Origin of the sequence: Pseudomonas sp. GM17, from assembly GCF_000282175.2 — a bacterium.
Classification (GTDB): domain Bacteria; phylum Pseudomonadota; class Gammaproteobacteria; order Pseudomonadales; family Pseudomonadaceae; genus Aquipseudomonas; species Aquipseudomonas chlororaphis.
The window spans coordinates 5,645,764-5,670,871 of the sequence record NZ_CP124732.1; the positions used below are offsets into that span (position 1 = coordinate 5,645,764).

General features: G+C 61.9%; 23 protein-coding genes and 4 tRNA genes. 14 read left to right on the forward strand and 13 right to left on the reverse strand.

Features of this window, described 5'->3' with window-relative positions; all coding sequences use genetic code 11:
• Nucleotides 1-175: 175 nt before the first annotated feature.
• The 6 genes from PMI20_RS25040 to PMI20_RS25065 all read left to right on the forward strand — a co-directional run bounded on the left by PMI20_RS25040 (nucleotide 176) and on the right by PMI20_RS25065 (nucleotide 5,482).
• Nucleotides 176-1,243: an ABC transporter substrate-binding protein gene (locus PMI20_RS25040; protein ID WP_007927841.1), complete on the forward strand. Its 1,068-nt coding sequence runs from the start codon at nucleotides 176-178 to the stop codon at nucleotides 1,241-1,243.
• 126 nt (nucleotides 1,244-1,369) lie between these two features.
• On the forward strand, nucleotides 1,370-2,176 hold the full coding sequence (locus PMI20_RS25045) for an alkaline phosphatase family protein (protein ID WP_007927840.1): 807 nt from the start codon (nucleotides 1,370-1,372) through the stop codon (nucleotides 2,174-2,176).
• Nucleotides 2,155-3,018: an ABC transporter permease gene (locus PMI20_RS25050; RefSeq protein WP_164523771.1), complete on the forward strand. Its 864-nt coding sequence runs from the start codon at nucleotides 2,155-2,157 to the stop codon at nucleotides 3,016-3,018. The genes PMI20_RS25045 and PMI20_RS25050 overlap by 22 nt, the downstream gene beginning before the upstream one ends.
• Entirely contained in the window at nucleotides 3,005-3,805 is an 801-nt protein-coding gene (locus PMI20_RS25055; RefSeq protein ID WP_007927838.1) for an ABC transporter permease, read from the forward strand. Before PMI20_RS25050 ends, PMI20_RS25055 begins: the two co-directional genes overlap by 14 nt.
• Nucleotides 3,802-4,791 (forward strand): ABC transporter ATP-binding protein, encoded by a 990-nt coding sequence (locus PMI20_RS25060; RefSeq protein ID WP_007927837.1) that lies wholly within the window; start codon nucleotides 3,802-3,804, stop codon nucleotides 4,789-4,791. The genes PMI20_RS25055 and PMI20_RS25060 overlap by 4 nt, the downstream gene beginning before the upstream one ends.
• Before the next feature lie 37 nt (nucleotides 4,792-4,828).
• Complete coding sequence (locus PMI20_RS25065) at nucleotides 4,829-5,482, forward strand: HAD family hydrolase (protein ID WP_007927836.1); 654 nt, start codon at nucleotides 4,829-4,831, stop codon at nucleotides 5,480-5,482.
• 113 nt (nucleotides 5,483-5,595) lie between these two features.
• Here the strand turns inward: PMI20_RS25065 and PMI20_RS25070 are convergent, their stop codons facing one another.
• Nucleotides 5,596-6,558 (reverse strand): zinc-binding dehydrogenase, encoded by a 963-nt coding sequence (locus PMI20_RS25070; RefSeq protein ID WP_007927835.1) that lies wholly within the window; start codon nucleotides 6,556-6,558, stop codon nucleotides 5,596-5,598.
• Between the two features lie 138 nt (nucleotides 6,559-6,696).
• Here PMI20_RS25070 and PMI20_RS25075 point away from each other — a divergent pair, with 138 nt between their 5' ends.
• Together PMI20_RS25075 and PMI20_RS25080 are read left to right on the forward strand one after the other, a co-directional pair.
• A complete protein-coding gene (locus tag PMI20_RS25075) occupies nucleotides 6,697-8,781 on the forward strand; it encodes a carboxy terminal-processing peptidase (protein WP_007927834.1) in 2,085 nt (694 codons plus the stop codon).
• Between the two features lie 133 nt (nucleotides 8,782-8,914).
• Complete coding sequence (locus PMI20_RS25080) at nucleotides 8,915-10,741, forward strand: bifunctional diguanylate cyclase/phosphodiesterase (protein WP_007927833.1); 1,827 nt, start codon at nucleotides 8,915-8,917, stop codon at nucleotides 10,739-10,741.
• On the opposite strand, the gene PMI20_RS25085 is transcribed toward PMI20_RS25080, so the two are convergent.
• The 5 genes from PMI20_RS25085 to bamJ form a co-directional block, all read right to left on the reverse strand.
• Nucleotides 10,677-11,108 carry a hypothetical protein gene (locus tag PMI20_RS25085; protein WP_007927830.1) on the reverse strand — a complete coding sequence of 144 codons (432 nt, stop codon included), beginning with the start codon at nucleotides 11,106-11,108 and terminating at the stop codon, nucleotides 10,677-10,679. The two genes, PMI20_RS25080 and PMI20_RS25085, sit on opposite strands and share 65 nt — an antisense overlap.
• Nucleotides 11,109-11,480: a hypothetical protein gene (locus tag PMI20_RS25090; protein ID WP_007927825.1), complete on the reverse strand. Its 372-nt coding sequence runs from the start codon at nucleotides 11,478-11,480 to the stop codon at nucleotides 11,109-11,111.
• The gene (locus tag PMI20_RS25095) at nucleotides 11,477-11,818 is read right to left on the reverse strand and encodes a helix-turn-helix domain-containing protein (protein WP_081502448.1); all 342 of its coding nucleotides are present in this window, start codon (nucleotides 11,816-11,818) and stop codon (nucleotides 11,477-11,479) included. Before PMI20_RS25095 ends, PMI20_RS25090 begins: the two co-directional genes overlap by 4 nt.
• 107 nt (nucleotides 11,819-11,925) lie before the next feature.
• Nucleotides 11,926-12,381 (reverse strand): YkvA family protein, encoded by a 456-nt coding sequence (locus PMI20_RS25100; RefSeq protein ID WP_007927824.1) that lies wholly within the window; start codon nucleotides 12,379-12,381, stop codon nucleotides 11,926-11,928.
• 289 nt (nucleotides 12,382-12,670) lie between these two features.
• Nucleotides 12,671-13,384: a BamJ family beta-barrel-assembly machinery protein gene (gene bamJ, locus PMI20_RS25105; protein WP_007927823.1), complete on the reverse strand. Its 714-nt coding sequence runs from the start codon at nucleotides 13,382-13,384 to the stop codon at nucleotides 12,671-12,673.
• A gap of 259 nt (nucleotides 13,385-13,643) precedes the next feature.
• Here bamJ and PMI20_RS25110 point away from each other — a divergent pair, with 259 nt between their 5' ends.
• A complete protein-coding gene (locus PMI20_RS25110) occupies nucleotides 13,644-15,452 on the forward strand; it encodes a di-heme-cytochrome C peroxidase (RefSeq protein WP_007927822.1) in 1,809 nt (602 codons plus the stop codon).
• A 28-nt stretch (nucleotides 15,453-15,480) separates the two neighbouring features.
• On the forward strand, nucleotides 15,481-16,617 hold the full coding sequence (locus PMI20_RS25115; protein WP_007927821.1) for a catalase family protein: 1,137 nt from the start codon (nucleotides 15,481-15,483) through the stop codon (nucleotides 16,615-16,617).
• Between the two features lie 129 nt (nucleotides 16,618-16,746).
• On the opposite strand, the gene PMI20_RS25120 is transcribed toward PMI20_RS25115, so the two are convergent.
• From PMI20_RS25120 to PMI20_RS25135, 4 genes are all read right to left on the reverse strand, one after another.
• Nucleotides 16,747-16,823: transfer RNA gene (locus tag PMI20_RS25120), tRNA-Asp, on the reverse strand.
• A gap of 19 nt (nucleotides 16,824-16,842) precedes the next feature.
• Nucleotides 16,843-16,918, reverse strand: a tRNA-Val gene (locus PMI20_RS25125).
• A 186-nt stretch (nucleotides 16,919-17,104) separates the two neighbouring features.
• A tRNA-Asp gene (locus tag PMI20_RS25130) sits at nucleotides 17,105-17,181 on the reverse strand.
• A 19-nt stretch (nucleotides 17,182-17,200) separates the two neighbouring features.
• Nucleotides 17,201-17,276, reverse strand: a tRNA-Val gene (locus PMI20_RS25135).
• 160 nt (nucleotides 17,277-17,436) lie between these two features.
• On the opposite strand from PMI20_RS25135, the gene rdgC reads away from it, so the two are divergent.
• The 3 genes from rdgC (at nucleotide 17,437) to sugE (ending at nucleotide 19,882) form a co-directional block, all read left to right on the forward strand.
• Entirely contained in the window at nucleotides 17,437-18,357 is a 921-nt protein-coding gene (gene rdgC / locus PMI20_RS25140) for a recombination-associated protein RdgC (protein WP_007927820.1), read from the forward strand.
• A gap of 123 nt (nucleotides 18,358-18,480) precedes the next feature.
• Nucleotides 18,481-19,446, forward strand: a complete 966-nt coding sequence (locus PMI20_RS25145; protein WP_007927819.1) for a bile acid:sodium symporter family protein — start codon at nucleotides 18,481-18,483, stop codon at nucleotides 19,444-19,446.
• A 118-nt stretch (nucleotides 19,447-19,564) separates the two neighbouring features.
• Nucleotides 19,565-19,882, forward strand: coding sequence for a quaternary ammonium compound efflux SMR transporter SugE (gene sugE / locus PMI20_RS25150; protein WP_007927818.1), 318 nt, complete (start codon nucleotides 19,565-19,567; stop codon nucleotides 19,880-19,882).
• A 64-nt stretch (nucleotides 19,883-19,946) separates the two neighbouring features.
• On the opposite strand, the gene PMI20_RS25155 is transcribed toward sugE, so the two are convergent.
• The 3 genes from PMI20_RS25155 to PMI20_RS25165 form a co-directional block, all read right to left on the reverse strand.
• Entirely contained in the window at nucleotides 19,947-21,821 is a 1,875-nt protein-coding gene (locus PMI20_RS25155; protein ID WP_007927817.1) for an MFS transporter, read from the reverse strand.
• Between the two features lie 84 nt (nucleotides 21,822-21,905).
• On the reverse strand, nucleotides 21,906-23,054 hold the full coding sequence (locus PMI20_RS25160) for a TDT family transporter (protein WP_007927816.1): 1,149 nt from the start codon (nucleotides 23,052-23,054) through the stop codon (nucleotides 21,906-21,908).
• Between the two features lie 151 nt (nucleotides 23,055-23,205).
• Nucleotides 23,206-24,411 carry an MFS transporter gene (locus PMI20_RS25165; RefSeq protein ID WP_007927814.1) on the reverse strand — a complete coding sequence of 402 codons (1,206 nt, stop codon included), beginning with the start codon at nucleotides 24,409-24,411 and terminating at the stop codon, nucleotides 23,206-23,208.
• A 91-nt stretch (nucleotides 24,412-24,502) separates the two neighbouring features.
• Between PMI20_RS25165 and PMI20_RS25170 the strand changes: the two genes are divergently transcribed.
• The gene (locus tag PMI20_RS25170; RefSeq protein WP_007927813.1) at nucleotides 24,503-25,048 is read left to right on the forward strand and encodes a TetR/AcrR family transcriptional regulator; all 546 of its coding nucleotides are present in this window, start codon (nucleotides 24,503-24,505) and stop codon (nucleotides 25,046-25,048) included.
• The last annotated feature ends 60 nt before the right edge of the window (nucleotides 25,049-25,108 follow it).

Consider the following 25,108-nt stretch of genomic DNA (forward strand, 5'->3'; position numbering starts at 1 on the left):
TTAGCCCTGGGCTACGCTTATCTCGCAGACCCGTGCCTGACACTCGCAAACGCCTTGCAGGACTGATACCGACATCAAAGTGTCATCCAGCCGGCTTAAATTGGCTCAGGTATTGCTGACCTAGACCAACAACGTTAGACAAACCCAGCGTTGAACACGCCCAAAGGAGCTTCGGATGAAACAGCTTTTCCTGGCATCACTGTTAGGCTCGACCATTGCCCTGTGCACCGCCGCCATGGCCGCCGATACCGACTTGAAGACCCTGGAAGCCGCGGCGAAAGCCGAAGGCGCCGTCAACAGCGTCGGCATGCCCGACGACTGGGCCAACTGGAAAGGGACCTGGGAAGACCTGGCCAAGCACTACGGCCTCAAGCACATCGACACCGACATGAGCTCGGCCCAGGAGATCGCCAAGTTCGCCGCCGAGAAAGACAACGCCAGCGCCGACATCGGCGACGTCGGCGCGGCCTTCGGCCCGATCGCGGTCAAGCAGGGCGTGGTCCAGCCTTACAAGCCAAGCACCTGGGCACAGGTCCCGGACTGGGCCAAGGACAAGGACGGCAACTGGGCGCTGGCCTACACCGGCACCATTGCTTTCATCATCAACAAGAAGCTGCTGCACGGCTCCGAAGCCCCCAAAAGCTGGGCCGACCTGGAGAAAGGCAAATACAAGGTCTCCATCGGCGACGTGAGCACCGCTGCCCAGGCCGCCAACGGCGTGCTGGCCGCGGCCATCGCCAAGGGCGGCGATGAAAAGAACATCCAGCCGGCGCTGCTGATGTTCGCCGAGATCGCCAAGCAGGGGCGCCTGTCCCTGGCCAACCCGACCATCGCCACCATGGAAAAGGGTGAAGTGGAAGTCGGCGTGGTCTGGGACTTCAACGGCCTGAGCTACCGCAACAAGATGGTCAACAAGGACGACTACATCGTGCTGATCCCGTCGGACGGTTCGGTGATCTCCGGCTACACCACCATCATCAACAAATACGCCAAGCACCCGAACGCGGCCAAGCTGACCCGTGAATACATCTTCAGCGATGCCGGCCAGATCAACCTGGCGCGCGGCAATGCCCGTCCGATCCGCGCCGAGCACCTGACCCTGCCCGCCGAAGTCCAGGCCAACCTGCTGCCCAACGAGCAGTACAAGAAAGTCACGCCGATCAAGGACGCCGACGCCTGGGAGAAAACCTCCAAGGGCCTGCCACAGAAATGGCAGGAAGAAGTGATCATCAACATGCAGTAATGCTGCATCTGTAGGAGCGAGCTTGCTCGCGATCCAGGCGCTGCGGTCTGTCCTGGAACCGCAGAGATGCCATCGCGAGCAAGCTCGCTCCTACAGGCACCTGGTTGTCTTGCGGAGTCCTCCCCCATGTCACACAACGTCATCCTTGTCGTGCTCGACGGCCTCAACCATGAGGTCGCCCGCCATGCCATGGGGCACCTTCAGGCCTACGTCGGTGCAGGACGCGCGGCGCTGTACAAGCTGGAATGCGAACTGCCGGCCCTGTCCCGACCGCTCTACGAATGCATCCTGACCGGGGTGCCACCGCTGGACAGCGGCATCGTGCACAACAACGTCTCGCGCCTGTCCAACCAGCGCAGCATTTTCCACTACGCCAGCGCCGCCGGGCTCGGCACCGCCGCCGCGGCCTATCACTGGATCAGTGAGTTGTACAACCGCTCGCCGTTCAACCCGGCCCGGGACCGGCATACCGACAACAAGAAGCTGCCGATCCAGCACGGGCATTTCTACTGGAACGACCACTACCCCGATTCCCACCTGTTCGCCGACGCCGAACACCTGCGGCTGCGCCATGCGCCGAACTTTCTGCTGGTGCACCCGATGAACATCGACGACGCCGGGCACAAGCACGGCCTCGACAGCCCGCAATACCGCAACAGCGCACGCTCGGCCGACATCATCCTCGCCGACTACCTGCAAGGCTGGCTCGACGCCGGCTACCAGGTGCTGGTGACGGCCGACCACGGCATGAACAACGACCGTTCCCACAACGGCCTGCTGCCCGAGGAGCGGGAAGTGCCGCTGTTCGTCCTCGGCGATGCGTTCAGTTTCAGCCCCGTCGCCACGCCGGATCAGACCGAGCTGTGCGGCACCATCTGCGAATTGCTCGGCGCGCCCCACGACAAACCTGTATGCCGGGAGTTGCTGAAGTGAATGCATTCACCCGCGGCAAATGGCTGGCGATCCTGTGCCTGCTGCCCTTTGCCCTGTTCTTCATCGTGTTCCAGATCGCCCCGCTGCTCTGGGTGCTGATCAACAGCCTGCAATCGGAAGAGTTCGGCTGGGGCCTGGCCAACTTCAACAAGATCTTCAGTTCCAGGTTCTACCTGCAAGCCATCCAGTACAGCCTGGAAATCAGCTTCTGGTCGAGCGTGTTCGGCATCGTCATCGCGATTCTCGGCAGCTACTCGCTGCGCCGGGTCGACTCGAAGCTGCGCAACTTCGTCAACGCCTTCGCCAACATGACCAGCAACTTCGCCGGCGTGCCCCTGGCGTTCGCCTTCATCATCCTGCTGGGCTTCAACGGCAGCATCACCATCATGCTCAAGCAGGCGGGGATCATTCAGGACTTCAACCTGTACTCCAAGACCGGCCTGATCATCCTCTACACCTACTTCCAGATCCCCCTGGGCGTGCTGCTGCTCTACCCGGCCTTCGATGCCCTGCGCGAAGACTGGCGCGAGTCCGCGGCACTGCTTGGCGCCAGTGGCTGGCAGTTCTGGCGCCACATCGGCCTGCCGGTGCTGACCCCGGCGCTACTGGGGACCTTCGTCATCCTGCTGGCCAACGCCCTGGGCGCCTATGCCACGGTCTATGCACTGACCACCGGCAACTTCAACGTGCTGCCGATCCGCATCGCCGCCATGGTTTCCGGCGACATCTCCCTCGACCCGAACATGGCCAGCGCCCTGGCCGTGGTCCTGGTGGCGCTGATGACCCTGGTGACCATCGTCCATCAGCTGCTGTTGAAGAGGAGCTACCATGTCTCGCGCTGAACCCGGCTCCGCCGCCCTCTATCACCGGGTCGTGGTGTACCTGCTGTTCGCCATCCTCCTGCTGCCGCTGGCCGGGACCCTGATCTACTCCATCGCCAGCAACTGGTCGGCGACCATCCTGCCCAGCGGCTTTACCTTCAAGTGGTACATCCAGCTGTGGAGCGACCCGCGCTTCCTGCACGCCTTCGGCCAGTCGCTGCTGGTCTGCGTCGGCGCCCTGATCCTGTCGGTGGTGCTGATCCTGCCCCTGCTGTTCGTGGTGCACTACCACTTCCCAAAGCTCGATGCGCTGATGAACATCCTGATCCTGCTGCCGTTCGCGGTGCCGCCGGTGGTGTCCTCGGTGGGCCTGCTGCAACTCTACGGTTCGGGACCGTTCGCCATGGTCGGCACACCGTGGATCCTCGTCGGCTGCTACTTCACCGTGGCCCTGCCGTTCATGTACCGGGCGATCACCAATAACCTGCAGGCGATCAACCTGCGCGACCTGATGGACGCCGCCCAGCTGCTGGGCGCCAGTACTTGGCAGGCGGCTTTCCTGGTGGTGCTGCCGAACCTGCGCAAGGGCCTGATGGTGGCCCTGCTGCTGTCGTTCTCGTTCCTGTTCGGCGAGTTCGTGTTCGCCAACATCCTGGTGGGCACCCGCTACGAAACCCTGCAGGTCTACCTGAACAACATGCGCAACAGCAGCGGCCACTTCACCAGCGCGCTGGTGATTTCCTACTTCTTCTTTGTGCTGGTTCTGACCTGGGCCGCCAACATCTTGAACAAGGACAAAAGCCAATGAGCTTCGTCAGCGTCCAACACCTGCAGAAAAATTACAGTGGCACCCCGGTGTTCAGCGACATCAACTGCGAAATCCACAAGGGCGAATTCGTCACCCTGCTCGGCCCGTCCGGCTGCGGCAAGTCCACCCTGCTGCGCTGCATCGCCGGCCTGACCCCGGTGGACGCCGGCAAGATCCTCCTCGACGGCCACGACATCGTGCCCCTGAGCCCGCAAAAACGCGGGATCGGCATGGTGTTCCAGAGCTATGCGCTGTTCCCCAACATGACCGTGGAGCAGAACGTGGCGTTCGGCCTGCGCATGCAGAAGGTCAACGCCGACGAGAGCCACCAGCGCGTGCTCGAAGTCCTGCGCCTGGTGGAACTGCACGACTTCGCCAGCCGTTATCCCCATCAACTGTCCGGGGGCCAGTGCCAGCGCGTGGCCCTGGCCCGCTCGCTGGTGACCCGTCCGCGCCTGTTGCTGCTGGACGAGCCGCTGTCGGCGCTGGACGCGCGGATCCGCAAGCACCTGCGCGAACAGATCCGGCAGATCCAGCGCGAACTGGGGCTGACCACGATTTTCGTGACTCACGATCAGGAAGAAGCCCTGACCATGTCCGACCGCATTTTCCTGATGAACCAGGGCAAGATCGTCCAGAGCGGCGACGCCGAGACGCTCTACACCGCACCTGTGGATGTGTTCGCCGCCGGCTTCATCGGCAACTACAACCTGCTGGATGCCGAGAGTGCCAGCAGGCTGCTGCAGCGGCCGATCAACGGGCGTATCGCGATTCGTCCCGAAGCCATCGAGCTGCGCAAGGATGGCGAACCCGACGCGCTGATCCGCAGCCACAGCCTGCTGGGCAACGTGATCCGCTACCGGGTCGAAGCCCGTGGCGTGGAACTGGTGGTGGATGTGCTGAACCGCTCGCCGGACGATCTGCACCCCGACGGCCAACGCCTGGCACTTTCCATCGATCCCACGGCCCTCTGTGAGGTAGCCTGATGACTTTGACGCAAACGATTAAGAGAGAGCGGTACTAATGGCCCTGGCAATTTTTGATCTGGACGAGACCCTGATCCACGGCGACTGCGCCACCCTCTGGAGCGAACAGATGGGGCGCCTGGGCTGGGTCGACAGCGAGTCTTTCATGCGCCGCAACAACGAGCTGATGGACGCCTACAGCCACGGCAAGCTGGCCATGGAGGAGTTCATGGCCTTCAGCCTGGAGCCGATAGCCGGACGCACCCCGGAAGAGGTCGGGCACCTGGTCGGCCCCTGGGTCGAGGACGTGATCGAACCGATCATTTTCAGCGATGCCTGCAAGGCCATCGCCGCACACCGCAAGGCCGGCGACCGGATCCTGGTGATCTCGGCCTCGGGTACTCACCTGGTCCAGCCCATTGCCGAACGCCTGGGCATCGATGAAGTCCTGGGGATCGAGCTGGAGGTGCTGCACGGGGTCTACAGCGGCAATACCCTGGGCACCCTGACCTACCGCGAAGGCAAGGTCACCCGCCTGCTGGAATGGCTGGATGCCGAAGAAGAAAACCTCGAAGGCGCGAGCTTCTATTCCGACTCGCGCAACGACCTGCCGTTGCTGCTGAAGGTCGACTACCCCCATGTGGTCAACCCGGACCCGGTACTGCGCGAACACGCGGAAAAGGCCGGCTGGCCGATTCATCAGTGGAAGTAGGTGCCTCTGTAGCCGCTGCCGCAGGCTGCGATCGCCCACAACGTGGGCGCAAGATCTGAAGATCGCTAAAAAGCCCTTCGGGCTTATCGCAGCCTTCGGCAGCGGCTACAGGATCAGGCCAAGGTCTCGTCGATCAGCAGCACCAGCTTGCCCGACACCTGGTTGGTCGCCAGCTCGGCAAAGGCCGCTTCGGCGTCCTTGATCGGGAAGGTCATGGCCAGCTGCGGGCTCAGGCGCCCTTCGGCGAACAGTGGCCAGACATGCTGGCTGAGGTCGCTGAACAGATCGGCCTTGAACTGCTCGTCGCGGCTGCGCAAGGTCGAACCCAGCAACTGGATGCGCTTGCCGAGGATCTGCGACAGGTCCAACTGGGCCTCGCGCCCGCCCATCAAGCCGATCAGCACCCAGCGCCCGTCCAGAGCCAGCAGCTTGACGTTATGCGCGGCATAGTTGGCGCCGACCGGATCCAGGATCACATCGAACGGCCCGAAATCCCGCAGGCCTTCCAGGCCATCGGTGCGCACCACGCCACCCTGGGCCCCCAGCGCTTCACAGTAGGCCAGGCGGTCGGCGGAACCGACGCTGACCCAGCACGGGTTGCCGAATGCCTTGCACAACTGGATCGCGGCCGAACCGACACCACTGGCGCCGGCGTGCAGCAGGACCTTTTCCCCCGGCTTGAGGGCCGCCAGCTGGAACAGGTTCAGCCAGGCGGTGCTGTACACCTCGGGCAGCACCGCCGCTTGCGCCAGGGACAGCCCTTCCGGCACCGGCAGGACATGACGGGCATCGACCACCACTTCCTCGGCCATGCCGCCCCCGGCCAGCAGTGCGCAGACCCGATCGCCGACCTGCCACGCAGAACCCGGGCCGACCTCGCTGATCACCCCCGAGCACTCAAGGCCCAGCACCTTGCTGGCGCCCGGTGGCGGCGGATAGAGCCCGGCCCGTTGCAACAGGTCGGCCCGGTTCAGTCCCGCGGCCGCCACACGGATTCGCACTTGTCCTACGTCGCACGTCGGACTGGGCTCTTCAACCCACTCCACATGACCTTCAACGCCTTGCAATGCTTTCACAGTGCCTCCATAGTGAGTCTGGACTGAGCCCGGAGCTGTAGCACCGGGCTTTTTGCATTATGCGACCGGTCCTTGTGGAACCGGCGACTTCAAAGACGGCCTAATATGCGTTATCAATTGCCCCCGCGTCGAATCAGCATGAAGCATTTGTTCCCCAGCACCGCCCTCGCTCTTTTCATTGGTCTCGGTCTGCTGCCGATGTCGACCAATACGTTCGCAGCCAATAGCTGGGACAAACTTCAGCCGGATCGCGACGAGGTAATTGCCAGCCTCAATGTCGTCGAGCTGCTCAAGCGTCATCACTACAGCAAGCCACCGCTGGACGACGCGCGCTCGGCGATCATCTATGACAGCTACCTGAAGCTGCTGGACCCGTCGCGCAGCTACTTCATGGCCAGCGACATCGCGGAATTCGACAAGTGGAAAACCCAGTTCGACGACTTCCTGAAAAGCGGTGACCTGAACGCCGGCTTCATCATTTACAAACGCTACCTGGACCGCGTCAAGGCGCGCCTGGACTTTGCCCTGGCCGAGCTGGGCAAAGGTGTCGACAAATTCGACTTCACCACCAAGGAGTCCTTGCTGATCGATCGCAAGGACGCGCCGTGGCTCAAGACCACCGCGGAACTCGACGACCTGTGGCGCAAGCGCGTCAAGGACGAAGTCCTGCGCATGAAGATCGCCGGCAAGGAACCCAAGCAGATTCAGGAAACGCTGACCAAGCGCTACAAGAATCAGCTCGCCCGCCTGGACCAGACCCGCGCCGAAGATATCTTCCAGGCGTACATCAACACCTTCGCCATGTCCTACGACCCGCACACCAACTATCTGTCGCCAGATAACGCGGAGAACTTCGACATCAACATGAGCCTGTCGCTGGAAGGCATCGGCGCCGTGTTGCAGAGCGACAACGACCAGGTCAAGGTCGTGCGCCTGGTGCCGGCCGGCCCGGCCGACAAGACCAAGCAGGTGGCCCCGGCGGACAAGATCATCGGCGTGGCCCAGGGCGACAAGGAAATGGTCGACGTGGTCGGCTGGCGCCTGGACGAAGTGGTCAAACTGATCCGTGGTCCGAAAGGCTCGGTGGTGCGCCTGGAAATCATCCCGGCGAGCAACGCGCCGAACGACCAGACCAGCAAGATCGTCTCCATCACCCGCGAAGCGGTGAAGCTGGAAGAGCAGGCGGCGAAGAAGTCGATCCTCAACCTCAAGCAGGACGGCAAGGACTACAAGCTCGGGGTGATCGAGATCCCGGCCTTCTACCTGGACTTCAAGGCCTTCCGTGCCGGCGATCCGGACTACAAGAGCACCACCCGTGACGTGAAGAAACTGCTGACCGAGTTGCAGAAAGACAAGGTCGACGGCGTGGTCATCGACCTGCGCAACAACGGCGGCGGTTCCCTGCAGGAAGCCACCGAGCTGACCAGCCTGTTCATCGACAAGGGCCCTACCGTGCTGGTGCGTAACGCCGACGGCCGGGTCGACGTGCTCGAAGATGAAAACCCTGGCGCCTTCTACAAAGGGCCGATGGCGCTGCTGGTCAACCGTCTCTCGGCCTCGGCCTCGGAGATTTTCGCCGGTGCGATGCAGGACTATCACCGTGCCCTGATCATCGGTGGCCAGACCTTCGGCAAAGGTACCGTGCAGACCATCCAGCCGCTCAACCACGGCGAGCTGAAACTGACCCTGGCCAAGTTCTACCGGGTTTCCGGGCAGAGTACCCAGCATCAGGGCGTGCTGCCGGACATCGATTACCCGTCGATCATCGACACCAAGGAAATCGGCGAAAGCGCCCTGCCCGAAGCCATGCCATGGGACACCATTCGCCCGGCCATCAAGCCAGCGGTGGATCCGTTCAAGCCGTTCCTCGCGCAGCTGAAATCCGAGCATGACGTGCGCTCGGCCAAGGACGCCGAGTTCGTCTTCATCCGCGACAAGCTGGCCCTGGCCAAGAAGCTGATGGCGGAAAAAACCGTCAGCCTCAACGAAGCCGAACGTCGGGCGCAGCACGCCGACATCGAGGCCAAGCAGCTGGCGCTGGAAAACATCCGCCGCAAGGCCAAGGGTGAAGAGCCACTCAAGGAGCTGAAGAAAGAAGACGAGGACGCCATTGCGGCCGCCGATCCGGACAAGACCAAGCCGGAAGACGACGCTTACCTCAGCGAAACCGGGCGAATCCTCCTCGATTACCTGAAGCTCAACACCGCGGTCGCCAAGCACTGAGATGATGGCAATTTAATGCTGACGCTCCTCGGAGCGTCATCAAACAGTCATCGTTCTGTCGTGAAATAAAGGACCGGGCGCTGCTCTTGAATCAAGGGCGCGCCCGGTCCTTTTTTTATCGACAGAGATCGCCATGACCACGACCGAACAGCTGAGTGCCTTGAGTTCAATCCTGGCTCAAAGCGGTTTGCACAGTCTGTTCCAGCCGATCATCTGCCTCTCCGAACGACGCATTCTCGGCTATGAAGCCTTGACCCGTGGTCCGTCCAACAGCCCGCTGCACTCCCCTGTCGCCCTGTTTGCCGTGGCCCGCCAGGCCGGACGCCTCAACGAGCTGGAAATCGCTTGCCGCCAGAGCGCCTGCAAGGGGTTCAGCGAGCAGCAGTTGCCCGGCAAGCTGTTCCTCAACGTCTCTCCGGAATCGCTGCTGGAGGCTGCCCACCAGCCCGGGCGCACCCTGCAATTGCTGCAAAACTTCGGTATTCCGCCGAGCCAGGTGGTGATCGAACTCACCGAGCAGACGCCAATCGATGACTTCCAGCTGCTGCACAATGCGCTGCATCATTATCGTGACATGGGTTTCTCGATCGCCCTGGACGACCTCGGCGCCGGTTACTCGAGCCTGCGCCTGTGGTCCGAGCTGCGCCCGGACTACGTGAAGATCGACCGGCACTTTATCGACGGCATTCATCAGGATGCCCTCAAGCGCGAGTTCGTCGGTTCGATCCTGCAAATTGCCAAGGCCTCCCGCGCCCAGGTGATCGCCGAGGGCATCGAAGTGGCGGAAGAGCTGGAGGTGCTCACGGAAATGGGCGTGGACCTGCTACAGGGTTACCTGCTCTGCCGCCCCCAGGAACATCCGCCCCGCGATGGCCGCAACCTGCTGCCCAAGCGCGAAAGCACTCCCGCGACGCTCAACGACGAAGGCAGCGACCTCAGTGCCCTGCTCAACGAACAACCAGCGGTAGCACGCGACATACCGACGGCCACGGTGCTGGAAGCCTTCCGCCGCCAGGCCAACCTCAACTCGCTGGCGGTGCTCGACGAACAGGGCCAGCCCTGCGGCATCGTGCACCGCCATTCATTGTCCGATGCCCTGCTCAAGCCCTTCGCCACCGACCTGTTTGCCCGCAAGCCCATCAGCCGCCTGATGAACGATGACTTCCTCGCGGTAGAGATCAGCCAGTCGCTGCAACAAGTCAGCCGCCTGATCACCAGTCGTGCCCGGCAACGGATCGAAGAGGATTTCATCATCACCCTCAACGGTAGCTACCTGGGCCTGGGGCGGGTGATCGATGTGCTCAAGCTGATTACCGAGCTGAAGATCCAGCAGGCGCGTTATGCCAACCCATTGACCCTGCTGCCTGGCAACGTGCCGATCCAGCAGTGCCTGACCCACCTGCTGCAACAAGGACGGGAATCGCTGATCTGTTACGTGGACATCGACAGCTTCAAACCCTTCAACGATATCTATGGCTACGGCCGTGGCGATGAAGTGCTGTTGTGCCTGGCGCAGTGCCTGAATGACCGGGTGGACCCCAGCCGCGATTTCGTCGGCCATATCGGCGGCGACGACTTTCTCCTGGTATTGGGCCCCGAGGACTGGCAAAAACGCCTGAACCAGCTGCTGGACGACTTCCATAGCCAGTGCCGGCGTTTTTATCGCAGCGAACACCTGGAAGCCGGCTGCTTCATCGCCCCCAACCGCCAGGGCATTCGCCAGGAGTTCGCCTTGCTGTCACTGTCCATTGGCGTGGTGCACCTGTATCCACAGGCCTGTGGACAACTCGATGCCAGCCAGTTGGCCGAGCTGGCCTCGCAAGCCAAGCACCACGCCAAGAACGTGCCGGGCTACAGCATCCATGTGATCGACAGCCGCCAGATGGCAGACGGCTTTACGGCTGACGCGGACCAGCTTGCGGGTCCGGCGTACTCGACTGATTCAGCTGCGCCAGCTTGACCTCGGCCAGGGGATGCCCGGCTTTCGCCGCCAGGGCCCACCAACGGGCGGCTTGCGCCGCATCCGCGGCCTTGCTGGGCGAACCGGCCAGGCTGATGACGCCCATCTGATAGGCCGCCTTGGCGTCCCCGGCCAAGCCGGCAAGACGTAACAGGCGTATGCCTTCTTCGCGAGCCCCCAGCCCCTGGCCACGAAAGGTCAGGATATGGCCATAAAAGCTCTGTGCGTCGACGTCCCCCAGGTTCGCCATGCGCGCCAATTGCCCCTCCAACCAGTGCCAGCCCCGAGGTTGACGCACAAACCAGGGCCAATGAAACAACCGGCGAGCCAGCCAGTAGCCGGCTCGCGCCTTGAGGCGCCAGAACACTCAGGCCTCCACCGACTCGGGGTATTCGTACTCGAACACACGAACCACTTCCGAGGCGTGCCACGACGCGGCCGCGACCCCATCGGAAGGCCCGGAAAAACGCCCGAGGCGCTCCGCACACTCGAAAAAACCGGTGCGCGGCAATCGACTCGCCCCCTGGCTGATCACCAGCGAACTGCGCAACGGCTGCTCCGCACGCGCATCCAGCGCGGCCAGATGTTCAAGGGCCGCCGTCAGGGTCTGCATGGCGGGGCTGGGTAGCTGCAAGCGCTCAAGCAGAGCGCGATAGGTCAAAAGATGGCGTTGCCGACGGGCCTGGTCGAGTTCCCCCAACAGGCCATCCCAATGTTGACGACTGATCCTTACGCTCACGATTCATCCCTCCAACCCGGAACCGTCAATTCCCAGGCCAGGCTACGGCGTATAGCGGCGTCGGGTTGACGCTCACCGCTTTCAATCATGGCCAGATATGACGGACTGATACCTACCGTACGGGCAAGCGCCTCAATGGCGATGCCCTTGGCTTCACGCAAACTGCGAAGTTGATCCAGACCTGGAAGCGGCTGGTCGGCTGTGGTCGCGATACCCCCCCTGGCTTCTCGCGGAGATTGTTCGGTGATACCTGCGGCTTTTAGCAAAGCCTGATACTGAGCCCATGGCAGAACCGCATATTCGGGCTCGCCATCGCGTGCAATTATCTGAATATCCATTACTACCCCGTAGGACGACACATAACGAGTCGGACTTTTCCTTATGAAGTGTAATCCTAACAGTCACTAAGGTCGCGGGGGCATCGTTGTATGGATCCGAATTCACCTCAGTTTTTCTTCGGACCTTCCAATTGCAGTTGTTCCGGGGTGTCGGGCAAACGTTCCACTACCGCCAGCTTCTCCGGTTGCTGGCGATTGCGCCAGGCGCGAAAGGCGCTGAGTTCGCCGTCCAGGGTTTTCATGATCCAGGCCAGAACGGCGATATCGTCGAGCATGCCGAACATCGGCAGGAAGTCCGGGATGGCATCCAGCGGGCTGAGGAAGTACATCAGGCCCGCGACCACCGACAGCAGCGCCTTGGGGCTGATGGCGCGGTACTCGCCACGCCAGTAAGCCAGGCACAGGGCCTGCAGCAGACGCAGATCGTCCTTGAGCTTGCCAAGACGGCCGCCTTGCAAGGCGCCTTTGCTGGCCACGGCGAACAACAGGGTCGGCAGTCGGCCACGGCTGAGCAAGCGGCCGGCCAGGGGCAGGAAGCGGGCAAAATTCCAGGGTGCTTTCATCGTCACTCCCACTGAAATGTTATCCACACAAATTGTGGATAACCTTGTGAACAGAGCCGCTTTTCACAGCTGAAAGCCCCGTTTTACAAGGGCTCGGCTCAGATCGGGCGTTTTTTACTCACATAAAAAAACCCATAATTTCATTGACTTGGCAGCCTCATGCGGCTAGCCGCAACACATGCTGTTAAGACTATGCCTTATGCCGTGGGTTCGCATTTTTTCCCGGACCAACGACCAGATACGACAACGCCCCGTAAGGACGGGGCGTTGTCATTGAACCAGACGAAGATTACTTGGCGTCGTCTTGTTTCGCTGGATCCTTGATACCCAGCAGTTCCAGCTCGAACACCAGAACCGAGTTGGCCGGAATGGCCGGGCTCGGGCTCTGTGCGCCGTAGGCCAGATCGCTCGGGATGTACAGTTTGTACTTTTCGCCGACGTGCATCAGTTGCAGGCCTTCGACCCACCCCGGAATCACGCCGCTGACCGGCAGATCGATCGGGCTGCCGCGCTCGACCGAACTGTCGAACACAGTGCCGTTGGTCAGGGTGCCGGTGTAGTGAACGGTCACCACGTCGGTCGGCTTAGGCTGGGCGCCATCGGCTTTTTTCAGCACTTCGTACTGCAGGCCGGAGGCGGTAGTGGTCACGCCAGCCTTCTTGCCGTTTTCTTCGAGGAATTTCTTGCCGGCTGCTGCCGACTCTTCGCTGATCTTGGCCATGCGCTCTTCAGCACGCTTTTGCAGCGCGGCGAAGGCTTCGACCAGTTCGTCGTCTTTCAGCTTCTGTTCTTTCTTGCCGATGGCATCTTCGATGCCCTGGGCTACCGCTTTGGAATCCAGGTCATCCATACCTTCCTGGGCAAGGCTTTTGCCCATGTTCAGGCCGATACCATAGGAAGCTTTCTGCGCCGGGGTTTTCAGCTCCACGCTGGTCTGCGAGTCACAACCCGCAAGTACCAGGCTAACCAGGGCTACCGCCGCCGCTAACCGATGCTGTTTCATGCTATTTCCTTGTTCATGCGCCTAAAGGGCAATCGAGTAAAGCCGCGAGCTTATCAGGCGGCCACGACCAATGGCTACCGGCATGAGAGCCGGATTAGCCCGATAAGTTCACGTGTTTAAAAGCATTTCGCCAGCCATTACAACGAGCGCGGGAAAGAACACCCCGACCGCAAAGTAATGACAGCGGACGTAATGGCCACTTGCCCGGCAGTTTGCCCTTGAGGCATAAGAGAGCCACAACTCGACAAGGATGTTTATCTTGCGCCTCTTATCCCGTGTTTTGCTCTTGATCCTCGCCCTGATCGGCGTCGCCCTGGCCGTGGTCCTGTATTACGTGGCCAATCCGAAATTGCCCGACTATATGCCCGCCCGGCAGGTGCACTATCAGGATCAATGGAGCGCCGCCGACCGCCAGACCTATTACTTCACCCCCCAGGGCACTCAGGTGAAGGGCCTGCGTTATGAGTGGTTCGCCGCCCTGGAACTGCCCTTCTCCACGCAACGCTTCGCCGCGCCGCAGTACCTGGCCCGCTTCGGCTTCCTGGTGGATCCGGCGCAACAGGCCAGCGCCGATAACCCGGCGAACCTGCCGGTCGGCTTCACCCGCCATCAGAACCCTGGCAGCCCGCAGCAGTACCTGGACATCACCTGTGCCGCCTGCCACACCGGCGAGCTGCGCTACAACCAGCAGGCCCTGCGGGTCGACGGCGGTTCGGCGCAACATGTATTGCCCTCCAGCGTGCCCACCCTGCGCGGCGGCAGCTTCGGCCAGGCGCTGGTCGCCAGCCTGGCGTCGACCTATTACAACCCGTGGAAATTCGAGCGCTTCGCCCGCAACGTGCTGGGCCAGAACTACGACGCCGAGCATGAACAACTGCGCAAGGACTTCAAGGCGTCGCTGGACACCTTCCTGCACGTCGCCTGGAACGACACTCACCGCGGCCTCTATCCCACCGAGGAAGGCCCCGGACGTACCGATGCCTTTGGCCGGATCGCCAATGCCAGCTTCGGCGACGCCATTTCCCCTGACAATTATCGGGTAGCCAACGCACCGGTGGACTATCCGCAGCTATGGGACATCTGGACCTTCGACTGGGTGCAGTGGAACGGCTCGGCCCAGCAACCCATGGCCCGCAATATCGGCGAGGCGCTGGGTGTAGGCGCCACCCTGAACTTCTTCGATGCCCAGGGCCAGCCGCTCAAGGGCGACGCCCGCTACCCGTCGAGCGTTCGGGTGCGCGACCTCAATCGCATCGAAGAAACCCTGCAACGACTGAAACCGCCGACCTGGCCAGAAGAACTGTTCGGCGACATCGACAAGCCCCTGGCGGCCAAGGGGCGAGCGCTGTTCGCGGAAAACTGCGCAGGTTGCCATGTCCCGCCGGTCACCGAGATCAACGGGCGCCCGGTACAACAACTGAAGATGCTGCCGGTTGCAGTGATCGGTACCGACTCGAATACGGCCAACAATATTGCCGATCAGCGTTACGACCTGAGCGCGCTGCAATGGGACGCCGCCGAACTGGCGCAATCAAATGTCCAGTTGCACCCCACGCCCACGGAGCCGCTGGACATGCGCCAGCTGTCAGCGGCCAAGGGCCTGGCCTATGTCACTGCCTTCGTTGAGGAGCACGCTTACCGGGACGCCCAGGTGACTCCGGAGGAACGCCCGCGACTCGACGGCTATGGCTTGCCGATCGGCGTCCGCGAACTGCGCGCCTACAAGGCCCGGCCGCTGGCCGGGGTATGGGCTACCCCGCCCTTCCTGCATAACGGCTCGGTGCCCAGCCTGTACCAGTTGCTTTCGCCTCAGGACGAACGCGCCAGCACCTTCTATAAAGGCACCTTCGAATACGATCCGAAGCATCTGGGCTATCGTACCGAGCCGTTCAAGAACGGCTTCCTGTTCGATACCAGGATCAGCGGCAATCACAACAGCGGCCATGAATTCCGTTCGGGCAAGCGTGGCGACGGGGTGATCGGCCGCCTGCTGCAACCCGAGGAACGCTGGGCCCTGCTGGAGTACCTGAAAGTGCTGGGCGGGCCGCTGGAGGCGCAACTGCCATGACCCTGGCCCTCATCGAAAGGACGGTTTCATGCTGATCACCTTATGGCTGCGCATCGGTGCGCTGCTGCTCAAGACACTTCTGCTGCTGGTGCTGATCGCCCTGCTCGGCTGGGCGCTGAACAGCGCCTGGTCAATCTGGCGCTACCAGGGGCCGGTCTCGACCGAAGAACAGGTTCCGCCCGGCGAAGCCGCCATGGCCCAGGACATCATCCAGACCGCCGTGCGCATCGTCGATCAGCACCGGGATAACACCCGTTACCTGCGCGACGCCCATGCCAAGGCCCACGGCTGCGTAAAGGCCGAGGTCCAGGTGCTCGAGCAACTGGCGCCGCCGTTGCGCCAGGGCGTATTCGCCGAACCCGGCAAGACCTGGCAAGCCATGGTGCGGCTGTCCAACGGCAATGCTTATCCACAGTTCGACAGCATTCGTGACGCACGCGGGATGGCGATCAAGTTGTTGAATGTGCCCGGCACCCAGCTATTGAAGGAACAGCAGGGCCGTGGCGAACAGGATTTCGTGATGTTCAACCATCCGAACTTCTTCGTCAGCGATGTCGCCGAGTACCGGCAGAATGTCGCCGCGCAGGCGGACGGAAAAAAGGTCGGAGCCTTTTTCCCCGGTTGGGACCCACGCACCTGGCAGGTTCGTCATCTGTTCATCGCCTTGGCCACCCTGTCGCCGCCCCCGGCCAGCCCGACGCAAACCCGCTATTTTTCGGTTTCGCCCTACAAGTTCGGCAGCGCCAACGCCAAGTTCCGCGTCGCGCCGGATCCCGACAGCTGCCCGGTGTACAACCTGCCCGCACAAAACCAGGCCCTGCCCAACTTTCTACGCAACGCCCTGAACCAGCAGCTGTCGACCGACCGCGTGCCGGCCTGCTTCGTGTTGCAGGTGCAGCGCCAGGACCCAAGCCACTACATGCCCATCGAAGACACCAGCATCGAATGGCGGGAAAGCGATGCGCCCTTCGAAACAGTGGCGCGGATCAAAATTCCTGCCCAGGACTTCGATACCCCGCGGCAGAACCTGCAATGCGACAACCTGTCCTTCAACCCCTGGTTCGGGCTGGAAGCGCACCGCCCCATCGGCGGCATCAACCGCCTGCGCAAGGCGGTGTACGAAGCGGTCAGCGACTACCGGCACAGCCGCAACGCCGAGCAGTGATCCAGAAACGAAAAAAGCGGCCCGCGGGCCGCTTTTTTGGGGAACTTTTACATACTCCAGACAGCAAAAAGCCCGCGTGAGCGGGCTTTCTGTGATGAGCTGACGTTCAGTGTTCCAGCTCATCGAATATGGCGCAGCGGACGGGACTCGAACCCGCGACCCCCGGCGTGACAGGCCGGTATTCTAACCGACTGAACTACCGCTGCGCGTAGCGTTGAAAGCAAGTGGTGGGTGATGACGGGATCGAACCGCCGACCCTCTGCTTGTAAGGCAGATGCTCTCCCAGCTGAGCTAATCACCCTTTACCTTCGTTGCGGGGCGCATTATTACACAGAAATTCATAACGTGCTGATTTAAATAAAAAAATTATTAAAAAAAGCTGAATTACGATGTATCGGGCGCCTCGCGCGAAACACAGGCACAAAAAAGCCCGCGTGAGCGGGCTTTCTGTGATGACCTGGCGTTCAGTGTTCCAGATCATCGAATATGGCGCAGCGGACGGGACTCGAACCCGCGACCCCCGGCGTGACAGGCCGGTATTCTAACCGACTGAACTACCGCTGCGCGTAACACTGAAAGCGAATGGTGGGTGATGACGGGATCGAACCGCCGACCCTCTGCTTGTAAGGCAGATGCTCTCCCGGCTGAGCTAATCACCCTTCACGTTCGGTGTGGCGCGCATTCTACGGAGCGCCCCCTACTCTGGCAAGCACTTTTTAAAATAATTTTTTCAGGCCTTCCAAAGGCTTAGCGGAGGGTTGGCCTATGGAGCTGCGCGGAGAATAATGCCCCCCTTTGTATAAAGGAGAGATTCACCCCATGTGGTTCAAGAACCTGCTTATCTATCGCCTGACCCAAGATCTGCCCTTTGATGCTGAGGCGCTGGAAACCGCACTGGCCACCAAACTGGCGCGTCCATGTGCAAGCCAGGAGTTGACCACTTACGGTTTCGTCGCGCCATTCGGCAAAGGCGAAGATGCGCCGCTGGTGCACGTCAGCCAGGACTTCCTGCTGGTCGCCGCGCGCAAGGAAGAACGTATTCTGCCTGGCAGCGTGGTGCGCGACGCAGTCAAGGAAAAGGTCGAAGAGATCGAAGCCGAGCAAATGCGCAAGGTCTATAAAAAGGAACGCGATCAGATCAAGGATGAAATCATCCAGGCATTCCTGCCGCGCGCCTTTATCCGCCGCTCCTCGACTTTCGCCGCCATCGCGCCGAAACAGGGCCTGATCCTGGTCAACTCGGCCAGCCCGAAACGCGCCGAAGACCTGCTTTCCACCCTGCGCGAAGTGCTCGGCACCCTGCCGGTGCGCCCGCTGACCGTGAAGACCGCGCCGACCGCGATCATGACCGACTGGGTGAAAACCCAACAAGTCGCCGACGACTTCTTCGTGCTCGACGAGTGCGAGCTGCGCGACACCCATGAAGACGGCGGTATCGTCCGCTGCAAGCGCCAGGACCTGACCAGCGAAGAAATCCAGCTGCACCTGAGCACCGGCAAGGTGGTCACCCAATTGTCCCTGGCCTGGCAGGACAAACTGTCCTTCATGCTCGACGACAAGATGACGGTCAAGCGCCTGAAGTTCGAAGACCTGCTGCAGGATCAGGCGGAGCAGGACGGTGGCGACGAAGCCCTCGGCCAGCTGGATGCCAGCTTTACCCTGATGATGCTGACCTTCGGCGATTTCCTCCCGGCGCTGTTCGAAGCCCTGGGTGGCGAAGAGATTCCACAAGGCATCTAACCTTGTAGCAGCCCGCTTGCTGGCGACGGGCCGCCCGGCCTTATCGCCAACCCGCTCGCTCCTGCAGGAGCACCACAGACGCCACCGCTTTCGGTGGCGTTTTCATATAAGAAGGAACAGGCCATGCGTGCACTGGCAGCATTAAGTCGTTTTGTCGGCAATACCTTTGCCTACTGGGTTCTGATTTTCGCGGTAGTGGCGTTCTTGCAGCCAGACTGGTTCATCGGCCTCAAGGGCGCCATCGTGCCGCTGCTGGGCCTGGTGATGTTCGGCATGGGCCTGACCCTGAAGCTCGAAGACTTCGCCGAAGTCGCGCGCCATCCGTGGCGCGTGGCCCTGGGCGTGGTCGCGCACTTCGTGATCATGCCGGGCGTGGCCTGGTTGCTGTGCCAGGTCTTCCACCTGCCGCCGGAAATCGCCGTCGGCGTGATCCTGGTCGGCTGCTGCCCGAGCGGTACGTCGTCCAACGTCATGACCTGGCTGGCCCGCGGCGATCTGGCGCTGTCGGTGGCGATCGCCGCCGTCACCACCCTGCTGGCGCCACTGCTGACCCCGGCCCTGATCTGGCTGCTGGCCTCGGCCTGGCTGCCGGTCTCGTTCATGGAGTTGTTCTGGTCGATCCTGCAGGTGGTGCTGCTGCCGATCGTGCTCGGGGTGATTGCCCAGCGTGTGCTCGGCGACCGGGTGCGGCATGCGGTGGAAGTGTTGCCGCTGGTATCGGTGGTCAGCATCGTGATCATCGTCACCGCGGTGGTGGCCGCCAGCCAGGCGAAAATCGCCGAGTCCGGCCTGCTGATCATGGCCGTGGTGATGCTGCATAACAGCTTCGGTTACCTGCTGGGTTATTTCACCGGCCGCCTGTTCAAACTGCCGTTGGCGCAACGCAAGTCCCTGGCCCTGGAAGTCGGCATGCAGAACTCCGGCCTCGGCGCCGCCCTGGCCAGCGCGCACTTCTCGCCGCTGGCGGCGGTGCCCAGCGCCCTGTTCAGCGTCTGGCACAACATTTCCGGGGCGCTGCTTTCCACCTGGTTCCGCCGCATGAGCGAAAAGGACGACCGCGCACTGGCTGTCCAGCAGGCGAGCGACTGAGGAGAAACCTTGATCCCCGGATTAATGATGGGCACTATACTGCGCAACGCGGGGACGACCCCGCGGCTCGATCGAGTCATTAATCTGGGGACGACCCCGTCAATCGATGGAGGTCATCATGTCCTGGATCATTCTGTTTTTCGCCGGCCTGTTTGAAGTGGGCTGGGCCGTCGGCCTCAAGTACACCGACGGTTTCAGTCGCCCTCTCCCCACCGCCCTGACCATCGCCGCCATGGCGGTCAGCCTCGGCCTGCTGGGGCTGGCCATGAAAGAGCTGCCGCTGGGCACTGCCTATGCCATCTGGACCGGGGTCGGCGCGGTCGGCACGGTGATCGCCGGGATCATTCTGTTCGGTGAGTCCATGGCGCTGTTCCGCCTGGCCAGCGTAGCGCTGATCATTACCGGGCTGATCGGCTTGAAGGTCAGCGCGGCCTGATACAAGCAAACGCCCCAACAAAAACGCCCACAACTCTGTGGGCGTTTTTATAGGCGCTGGAAACCTAGCGCACGCTACCGCGCAGCTCGCCCACCAGGGTTTGCAAACGGGCCGGTTCGGCACTGTCGGCGGTCACGGCCGAACCCGCCACCAGGGTCACTCGCGACCACAGGCGGCGGAACAGTCCCTTGCTTGGATCGCGGCTGAAAAAGCTGCCCCACAGCCCCCGCAACGCCAGCGGAATCACCGGCACCGGCGTCTCTTCGAGAATCCGCGTCAGCCCACCCTTGAACTCATTGATCTCGCCATCGGCGGTCAGCTTGCCTTCCGGGAAAATGCACACCAGCTCGCCATCCTTGAGGTAGCGGGCAATCTGGGTGAACGCCCTTTCGTAGATCTGGATGTCCTCGTTGCGCCCGGCAATCGGAATGGTCCCGGCGGTACGGAAGATGAAGTTGAGCACCGGCAGGTTGTAGATCTTGTAATACATCACGAAACGAATCGGCCGCCGCACCGCACCGCCGATCAGCAAGGCATCGACGAAGGACACGTGATTGCATACCAGCAACGCCGCGCCTTCGTCCGGGATCGCCTCCAGGTTGCGGTGCTCGACCCGATACATGGAATGGCTGAGCAGCCAGATCATGAAACGCATGCTGAACTCGGGGACGATCTTGAAGATGTAGGCGTTGACCGCGATGTTCAGCAGCGACACCACCAGGAACAGCTGCGGGATCGACAGTTTGGCCAGGCTCAGCAAGACGATCGAGACAATCGCCGACACCACCATGAACAGCGCGTTGAGAATGTTGTTCGCGGCAATCACCCGCGCCCGCTCGTTCTCCGGGGTCCGCGACTGAATCAGTGCATACAGCGGCACGATGTAGAAACCACCGAAGATGCCCAGGCCGAGAATATCGATCAGCACCCACCAGGCATGGCCATGACCGAGTACCTCGAGCCAGCTGTACCCCGCCTCGCTTGGCGCAATCCCGCCGGAATGCCACCACAGCAGCAGACCGAACACCGTCAGGCCGAACGAGCCAAAAGGCACCAGGCCGATCTCGACCTTACGTCCCGAAAGCTTCTCGCACAGCATGGAGCCGGCGGCGATGCCCACCGAGAACACCGTGAGGATCAGCGTGACCACTGTCTCGTCGCCGTGCATCCACTCCTTGGCATAGGCCGGAATCTGCGTCAGGTAGATCGCCCCGACAAACCAGAACCACGAGTTGCCGACGATCGAGCGCGACACGGCCGGCGTCTGCCCTAGGCCCAGGCGCAGGGTGGCCCAGGACTGGCTGAAGATGTTCCAGTTCAGACGCATGTCCGGGGTGGCCGCCGCAGCCCGGGGGATGCCCCGGCTGGCGAGGTAACCAAGCACGGCGACAGCAATGATCGCCGTCGAGACAATCGGTGCGTAATGGGCGGAGGACATCATGATCCCGGCGCCTATGGTGCCAGCGAGAATCGCCAGGAAAGTGCCCATTTCCACCAGGCCGTTGCCCCCCACCAGCTCTTCCTCCCGTAGCGCCTGGGGCAGGATCGAATATTTCACCGGGCCGAACAGCGCCGAGTGGGTGCCCATGGCGAACAGCGCCAGCAGCATCAGCGACAGGTGATCGAAGACAAACCCCACCGCCCCCACGGCCATGATCACGATCTCGCCGAGCTTGATCAGGCGGATCAACGCATCCTTGGCGAACTTCTCGCCGAATTGCCCGGCCAGCGCCGAGAACAGGAAGAACGGCAGGATAAACAGCAAGGCGCAGAGGTTGACCCAGATCGAGCGGTCACCCTCGATGGCCAGCTTGTAGAGAATGGCGAGGATCAGCGACTGCTTGAAGATGTTGTCGTTGAACGCACCGAGGGACTGGGTAATGAAGAACGGCAGGAAACGCCGCGTACGAAGCAAGGTGAACTGTGAGGGGTGACTCATCTTCCATGTCCCTGAGTGGCTTGGATGCTGTTATTGGATTATCGATCTTCGATCCAGGCCACAACCTTACCTAAAGTTCGCGGATTATTTCGCTAATCCTGCGATGCAAGGCGAAACGAACAACTCACCCCGATAAGCGCCCAGCAGCGTGCGCTTGCCCACCAACAGCCACATCAGTGCCAGCGCCAGGACCAACAGGCTGCCGAACACCGCGAAAAACGTCAGGTTCAGGGTAGCGGCCAGTTTCAGGGTGGTCAGGGCATAGACCCCCAGCGGGAAGGTGAACCCCCACCAGCCGAGGTTGAACGGAATGCCGTCGCGCAGGTAACGCAGGGTGATCAGCAGCGCCGTCAGCATCCACCACAGGCCGAAACCCCACAGGGTGATACCGGCCACCAGGCCCAGGCCCTCGGCGATTTCGCCCATTGCGGCCATGCCGTTGGCGGCGAAGATCGCTGGAGCGTCCGCGCCCAGCAGCAACATGCCCAGGGCCCCCGTGCCGATCGGCCCCAGGGCCAGCCAGCTGGAGGCAGCCATGCTTTCGTGAGGCAGCTTATGCAAGGCCATGCGCAGCAGGAGAATGGTCAGGATGCTGAAAGCCACCGGCAGCGAGAAGGCCCAGAGCACATAGCTGGTCACCAGCATCACCAGTTGCGAATGCGCGTCCACCAGATGCGGCGCCAGCAGCCCGCCACTGGCGGCAGCGACTTCGGCCGCGACCACCGGCAATAGCCAGACCGCGGTCATCTGGTCGATACGGTGCTCCTGGCGGGTGAACATCATGTAGGGAATCAACACCCCGCAAGCCAGCGACAGCGCCACATCCAGCCACCACAGCAGCTCGGCCAACTGCACCACGCCGTCACCCCAGCGCGGTACGCCGAACAGCAGGAAACCGTTGATGATGGTGGCCAGGCCCATGGGGATGGTGCCGAAGAACATCGAGACCGTGGAGTGCCCGAAAATCCGCCGGGCTTCGTCGAAGAACATTACCCAGCGTGCCGCATAAGCGACGCTGAACACTACGAACAGCCCGATGGTGAACAGCCACAGCCCCTCGGCCAACAGGTGCAGGCCCGGGATCCGCAGCGGCAACTGGGCCAGCGCCAGGGCCAGCACGCCGGTGCCCATGGTGGCCGCGAACCAGTTGGGGGTGAAATGGCGGATGGCTTCGCGAGGATGTTGCAGCTGGCTCAAGGGCCGTCCGGTTCTGAGGGTATTGGGGCATGTCATGGTGTGATCTCCTGTCCTCCGATGAGGTGGAGCCCATGGTAGAACCAGATCGAATATCTATATAACGGGTAATTTCTCTATCTGTTATCTATTTTGCAAATATAAGAGCTAGACACTGCCTGCGTTTCAACCACCGGCATCCGCGTCGCGCTCAACTCTCTTGCGCGACGCAGGCCTTGGCGGTTCGCTGACGCAGCAACCCCAGCAAAGCGCCAAGGGACAACAGGATCAACACCGCGCCATAACCATCGGTGGTCGCGATCAGGCCGAAACTGCGCGTCAGGTTTCCCGCCAACAGGGATGGCAGGCAGAACGCCAGATAACTCAGGACATAAAACGCCGACATCAACCCCGCCCGCTCATGGGGCAAGGCCAGCGGCATCACACTGCGCAGAGCGCCGAGGAACCCGGAGCCAAAACCTCCGCCCGTGACCAGGGTGCCGAGGAAGAACAGCGGCAGGCTGGCGGTATGCACGGCGATGAGAATTAGGCTGATGCCGACGGCCAACAGGCTCGCGCCCAACCGCAAAACCTTGTCGGCCGGACGATGGCGCAGGGAAACAATCATCAGGGCACCGCTCAGCGTCAGCACCGCCACCAGGCCGCCGCCGATCAGGTTCGAGGTCGAGCCCGTCGCAGCGCGCACCAGCGATGGCGCCAATGACAGAAAGAACCCGCCCACGGCCCACACCGCCACATCCACCGGTAACGCCAACCACAGCGCCCGTCGCGCCTGGGGCGGTACATGCAGCGAGGGCCGCAGGGAAGCCCAGACACCGGCCTGGGCAGTGACCGTCTCCGGCAAACGCCAGACGTACAGCGCCTGGGCGACAAACAGCCCCAGCAGCAACCAGTAGGCCAGTTGCAGCGGCAACGGCGCATATTCCACCAGCAAGCCACTGCCCATCGCCCCGCACGCCATGCCCAGCAAGGGCGCCACGCTGTTGACCAACGGCCCCTGCTGGCGGTCGGTATCCAGCAGCGCCGCCCCCAGCACACTGGTGGCCATGCCGGTGGCGAAGCCCTGCATCACCCGGGCAGCAATCAGCCAGGCCACGCTGTCGGCCTGGATGAACAGCAGCATCGCCAGTATGTCCAGCAGCAACGCCACGAAGATCACCGGCTTGCGTCCCAGATAATCCGAAAGCGAGCCGACGGTCAGCAGCGCCGCCAGCAGGCTCAAGGCGTAGACGCCGAAGATCAGGGTCAAGGTCGCCGACGAGAATTGCAGCGCCTCCTGATACAGGTGATACATCGGCGTCGGCACACTGGAAGCGGCGAGAAAACTGAGTAAGGTGATCGCCAGAAACAACAGTCTGGAACGGTTTGACCGTGAAGAGTCGACACTACTGGACATGGGCACGCTCCATTAAAGCTAATTTTTTGCTTTTGCGGAGTGTGCTACCGCCTCGCTCTTAAAGCAAATTCTTTGTGTTAAGGTTCGATCCATGGCTATTAAAGAAGGTTTACGCCCGGGCGGGCGCAGTGCCCGGGTGCAGGAATCCATCCACTCGGCAGTCAGGGAACTCCTCGAAGAACAGGAGCGCTCGACCCTGACCGTGCCGCAAATCGCCATCCGCGCCGGCGTTACGCCCTCGACCATCTACCGGCGCTGGGGCGACCTGTCGGCACTGCTGGCGGATGTCGCCCTGGAACGCATGCGCCCGGACAGCGAACCGGCCGCCACCGGCAGCCTGCGCGGCGACCTGCGGGCCTGGGCCGAACAGTACCTCGACGAAATGAGCTCCGAACCCGGGCGCAACATGATGCGCGACGTGCAATGCAGCAGCACGCCCGGCTATTGCGTGAGCATTCTCAGCGGGCAATTGCAGATCATCCTCGACCGTCACCGGCACAGCGAAGCGGCCCTGCCCAGCATCGACCGGCTGTTGAACATGCTGGTGGCGCCAACGGTGTTCCGCATCCTGTTCGCCGCGCAACCGCTTGAAGTGCAGGAACTGCATGAACTGATCGACATCGCGCTGCGGCCTTGAGGCCGCTCTCGCGCCGACCGGTTCCGAGCCACCTTCCATAGCGCGCCTTCCGCGATAAAA

Excerpts from the sequence above, each read along its gene's own strand:
- PMI20_RS25040 (WP_007927841.1), top strand. The coding sequence starts at position 176 with ATGAAACAGCTTTTCCTGGCATCACTGTTAGGCTCGACCATTGCCCTG.
- PMI20_RS25045 (WP_007927840.1), top strand. The coding sequence starts at position 1,370 with ATGTCACACAACGTCATCCTTGTCGTGCTCGACGGCCTCAACCATGAG.
- PMI20_RS25050 (WP_164523771.1), top strand. The coding sequence starts at position 2,155 with ATGCCGGGAGTTGCTGAAGTGAATGCATTCACCCGCGGCAAATGGCTG.
- PMI20_RS25055 (WP_007927838.1), top strand. The coding sequence starts at position 3,005 with ATGTCTCGCGCTGAACCCGGCTCCGCCGCCCTCTATCACCGGGTCGTG.
- PMI20_RS25060 (WP_007927837.1), top strand. The coding sequence starts at position 3,802 with ATGAGCTTCGTCAGCGTCCAACACCTGCAGAAAAATTACAGTGGCACC.
- PMI20_RS25065 (WP_007927836.1), top strand. The coding sequence starts at position 4,829 with ATGGCCCTGGCAATTTTTGATCTGGACGAGACCCTGATCCACGGCGAC.
- PMI20_RS25075 (WP_007927834.1), top strand. The coding sequence starts at position 6,697 with ATGAAGCATTTGTTCCCCAGCACCGCCCTCGCTCTTTTCATTGGTCTC.
- PMI20_RS25080 (WP_007927833.1), top strand. The coding sequence starts at position 8,915 with ATGACCACGACCGAACAGCTGAGTGCCTTGAGTTCAATCCTGGCTCAA.
- PMI20_RS25095 (WP_081502448.1), bottom strand. The coding sequence starts at position 11,818 with ATGGATATTCAGATAATTGCACGCGATGGCGAGCCCGAATATGCGGTT.
- PMI20_RS25100 (WP_007927824.1), bottom strand. The coding sequence starts at position 12,381 with ATGAAAGCACCCTGGAATTTTGCCCGCTTCCTGCCCCTGGCCGGCCGC.
- bamJ (WP_007927823.1), bottom strand. The coding sequence starts at position 13,384 with ATGAAACAGCATCGGTTAGCGGCGGCGGTAGCCCTGGTTAGCCTGGTA.
- PMI20_RS25115 (WP_007927821.1), top strand. The coding sequence starts at position 15,481 with ATGCTGATCACCTTATGGCTGCGCATCGGTGCGCTGCTGCTCAAGACA.
- rdgC (WP_007927820.1), top strand. The coding sequence starts at position 17,437 with ATGTGGTTCAAGAACCTGCTTATCTATCGCCTGACCCAAGATCTGCCC.
- PMI20_RS25145 (WP_007927819.1), top strand. The coding sequence starts at position 18,481 with ATGCGTGCACTGGCAGCATTAAGTCGTTTTGTCGGCAATACCTTTGCC.
- sugE (WP_007927818.1), top strand. The coding sequence starts at position 19,565 with ATGTCCTGGATCATTCTGTTTTTCGCCGGCCTGTTTGAAGTGGGCTGG.
- PMI20_RS25155 (WP_007927817.1), bottom strand. The coding sequence starts at position 21,821 with ATGAGTCACCCCTCACAGTTCACCTTGCTTCGTACGCGGCGTTTCCTG.
- PMI20_RS25160 (WP_007927816.1), bottom strand. The coding sequence starts at position 23,054 with ATGACATGCCCCAATACCCTCAGAACCGGACGGCCCTTGAGCCAGCTG.
- PMI20_RS25165 (WP_007927814.1), bottom strand. The coding sequence starts at position 24,411 with ATGTCCAGTAGTGTCGACTCTTCACGGTCAAACCGTTCCAGACTGTTG.
- PMI20_RS25170 (WP_007927813.1), top strand. The coding sequence starts at position 24,503 with ATGGCTATTAAAGAAGGTTTACGCCCGGGCGGGCGCAGTGCCCGGGTG.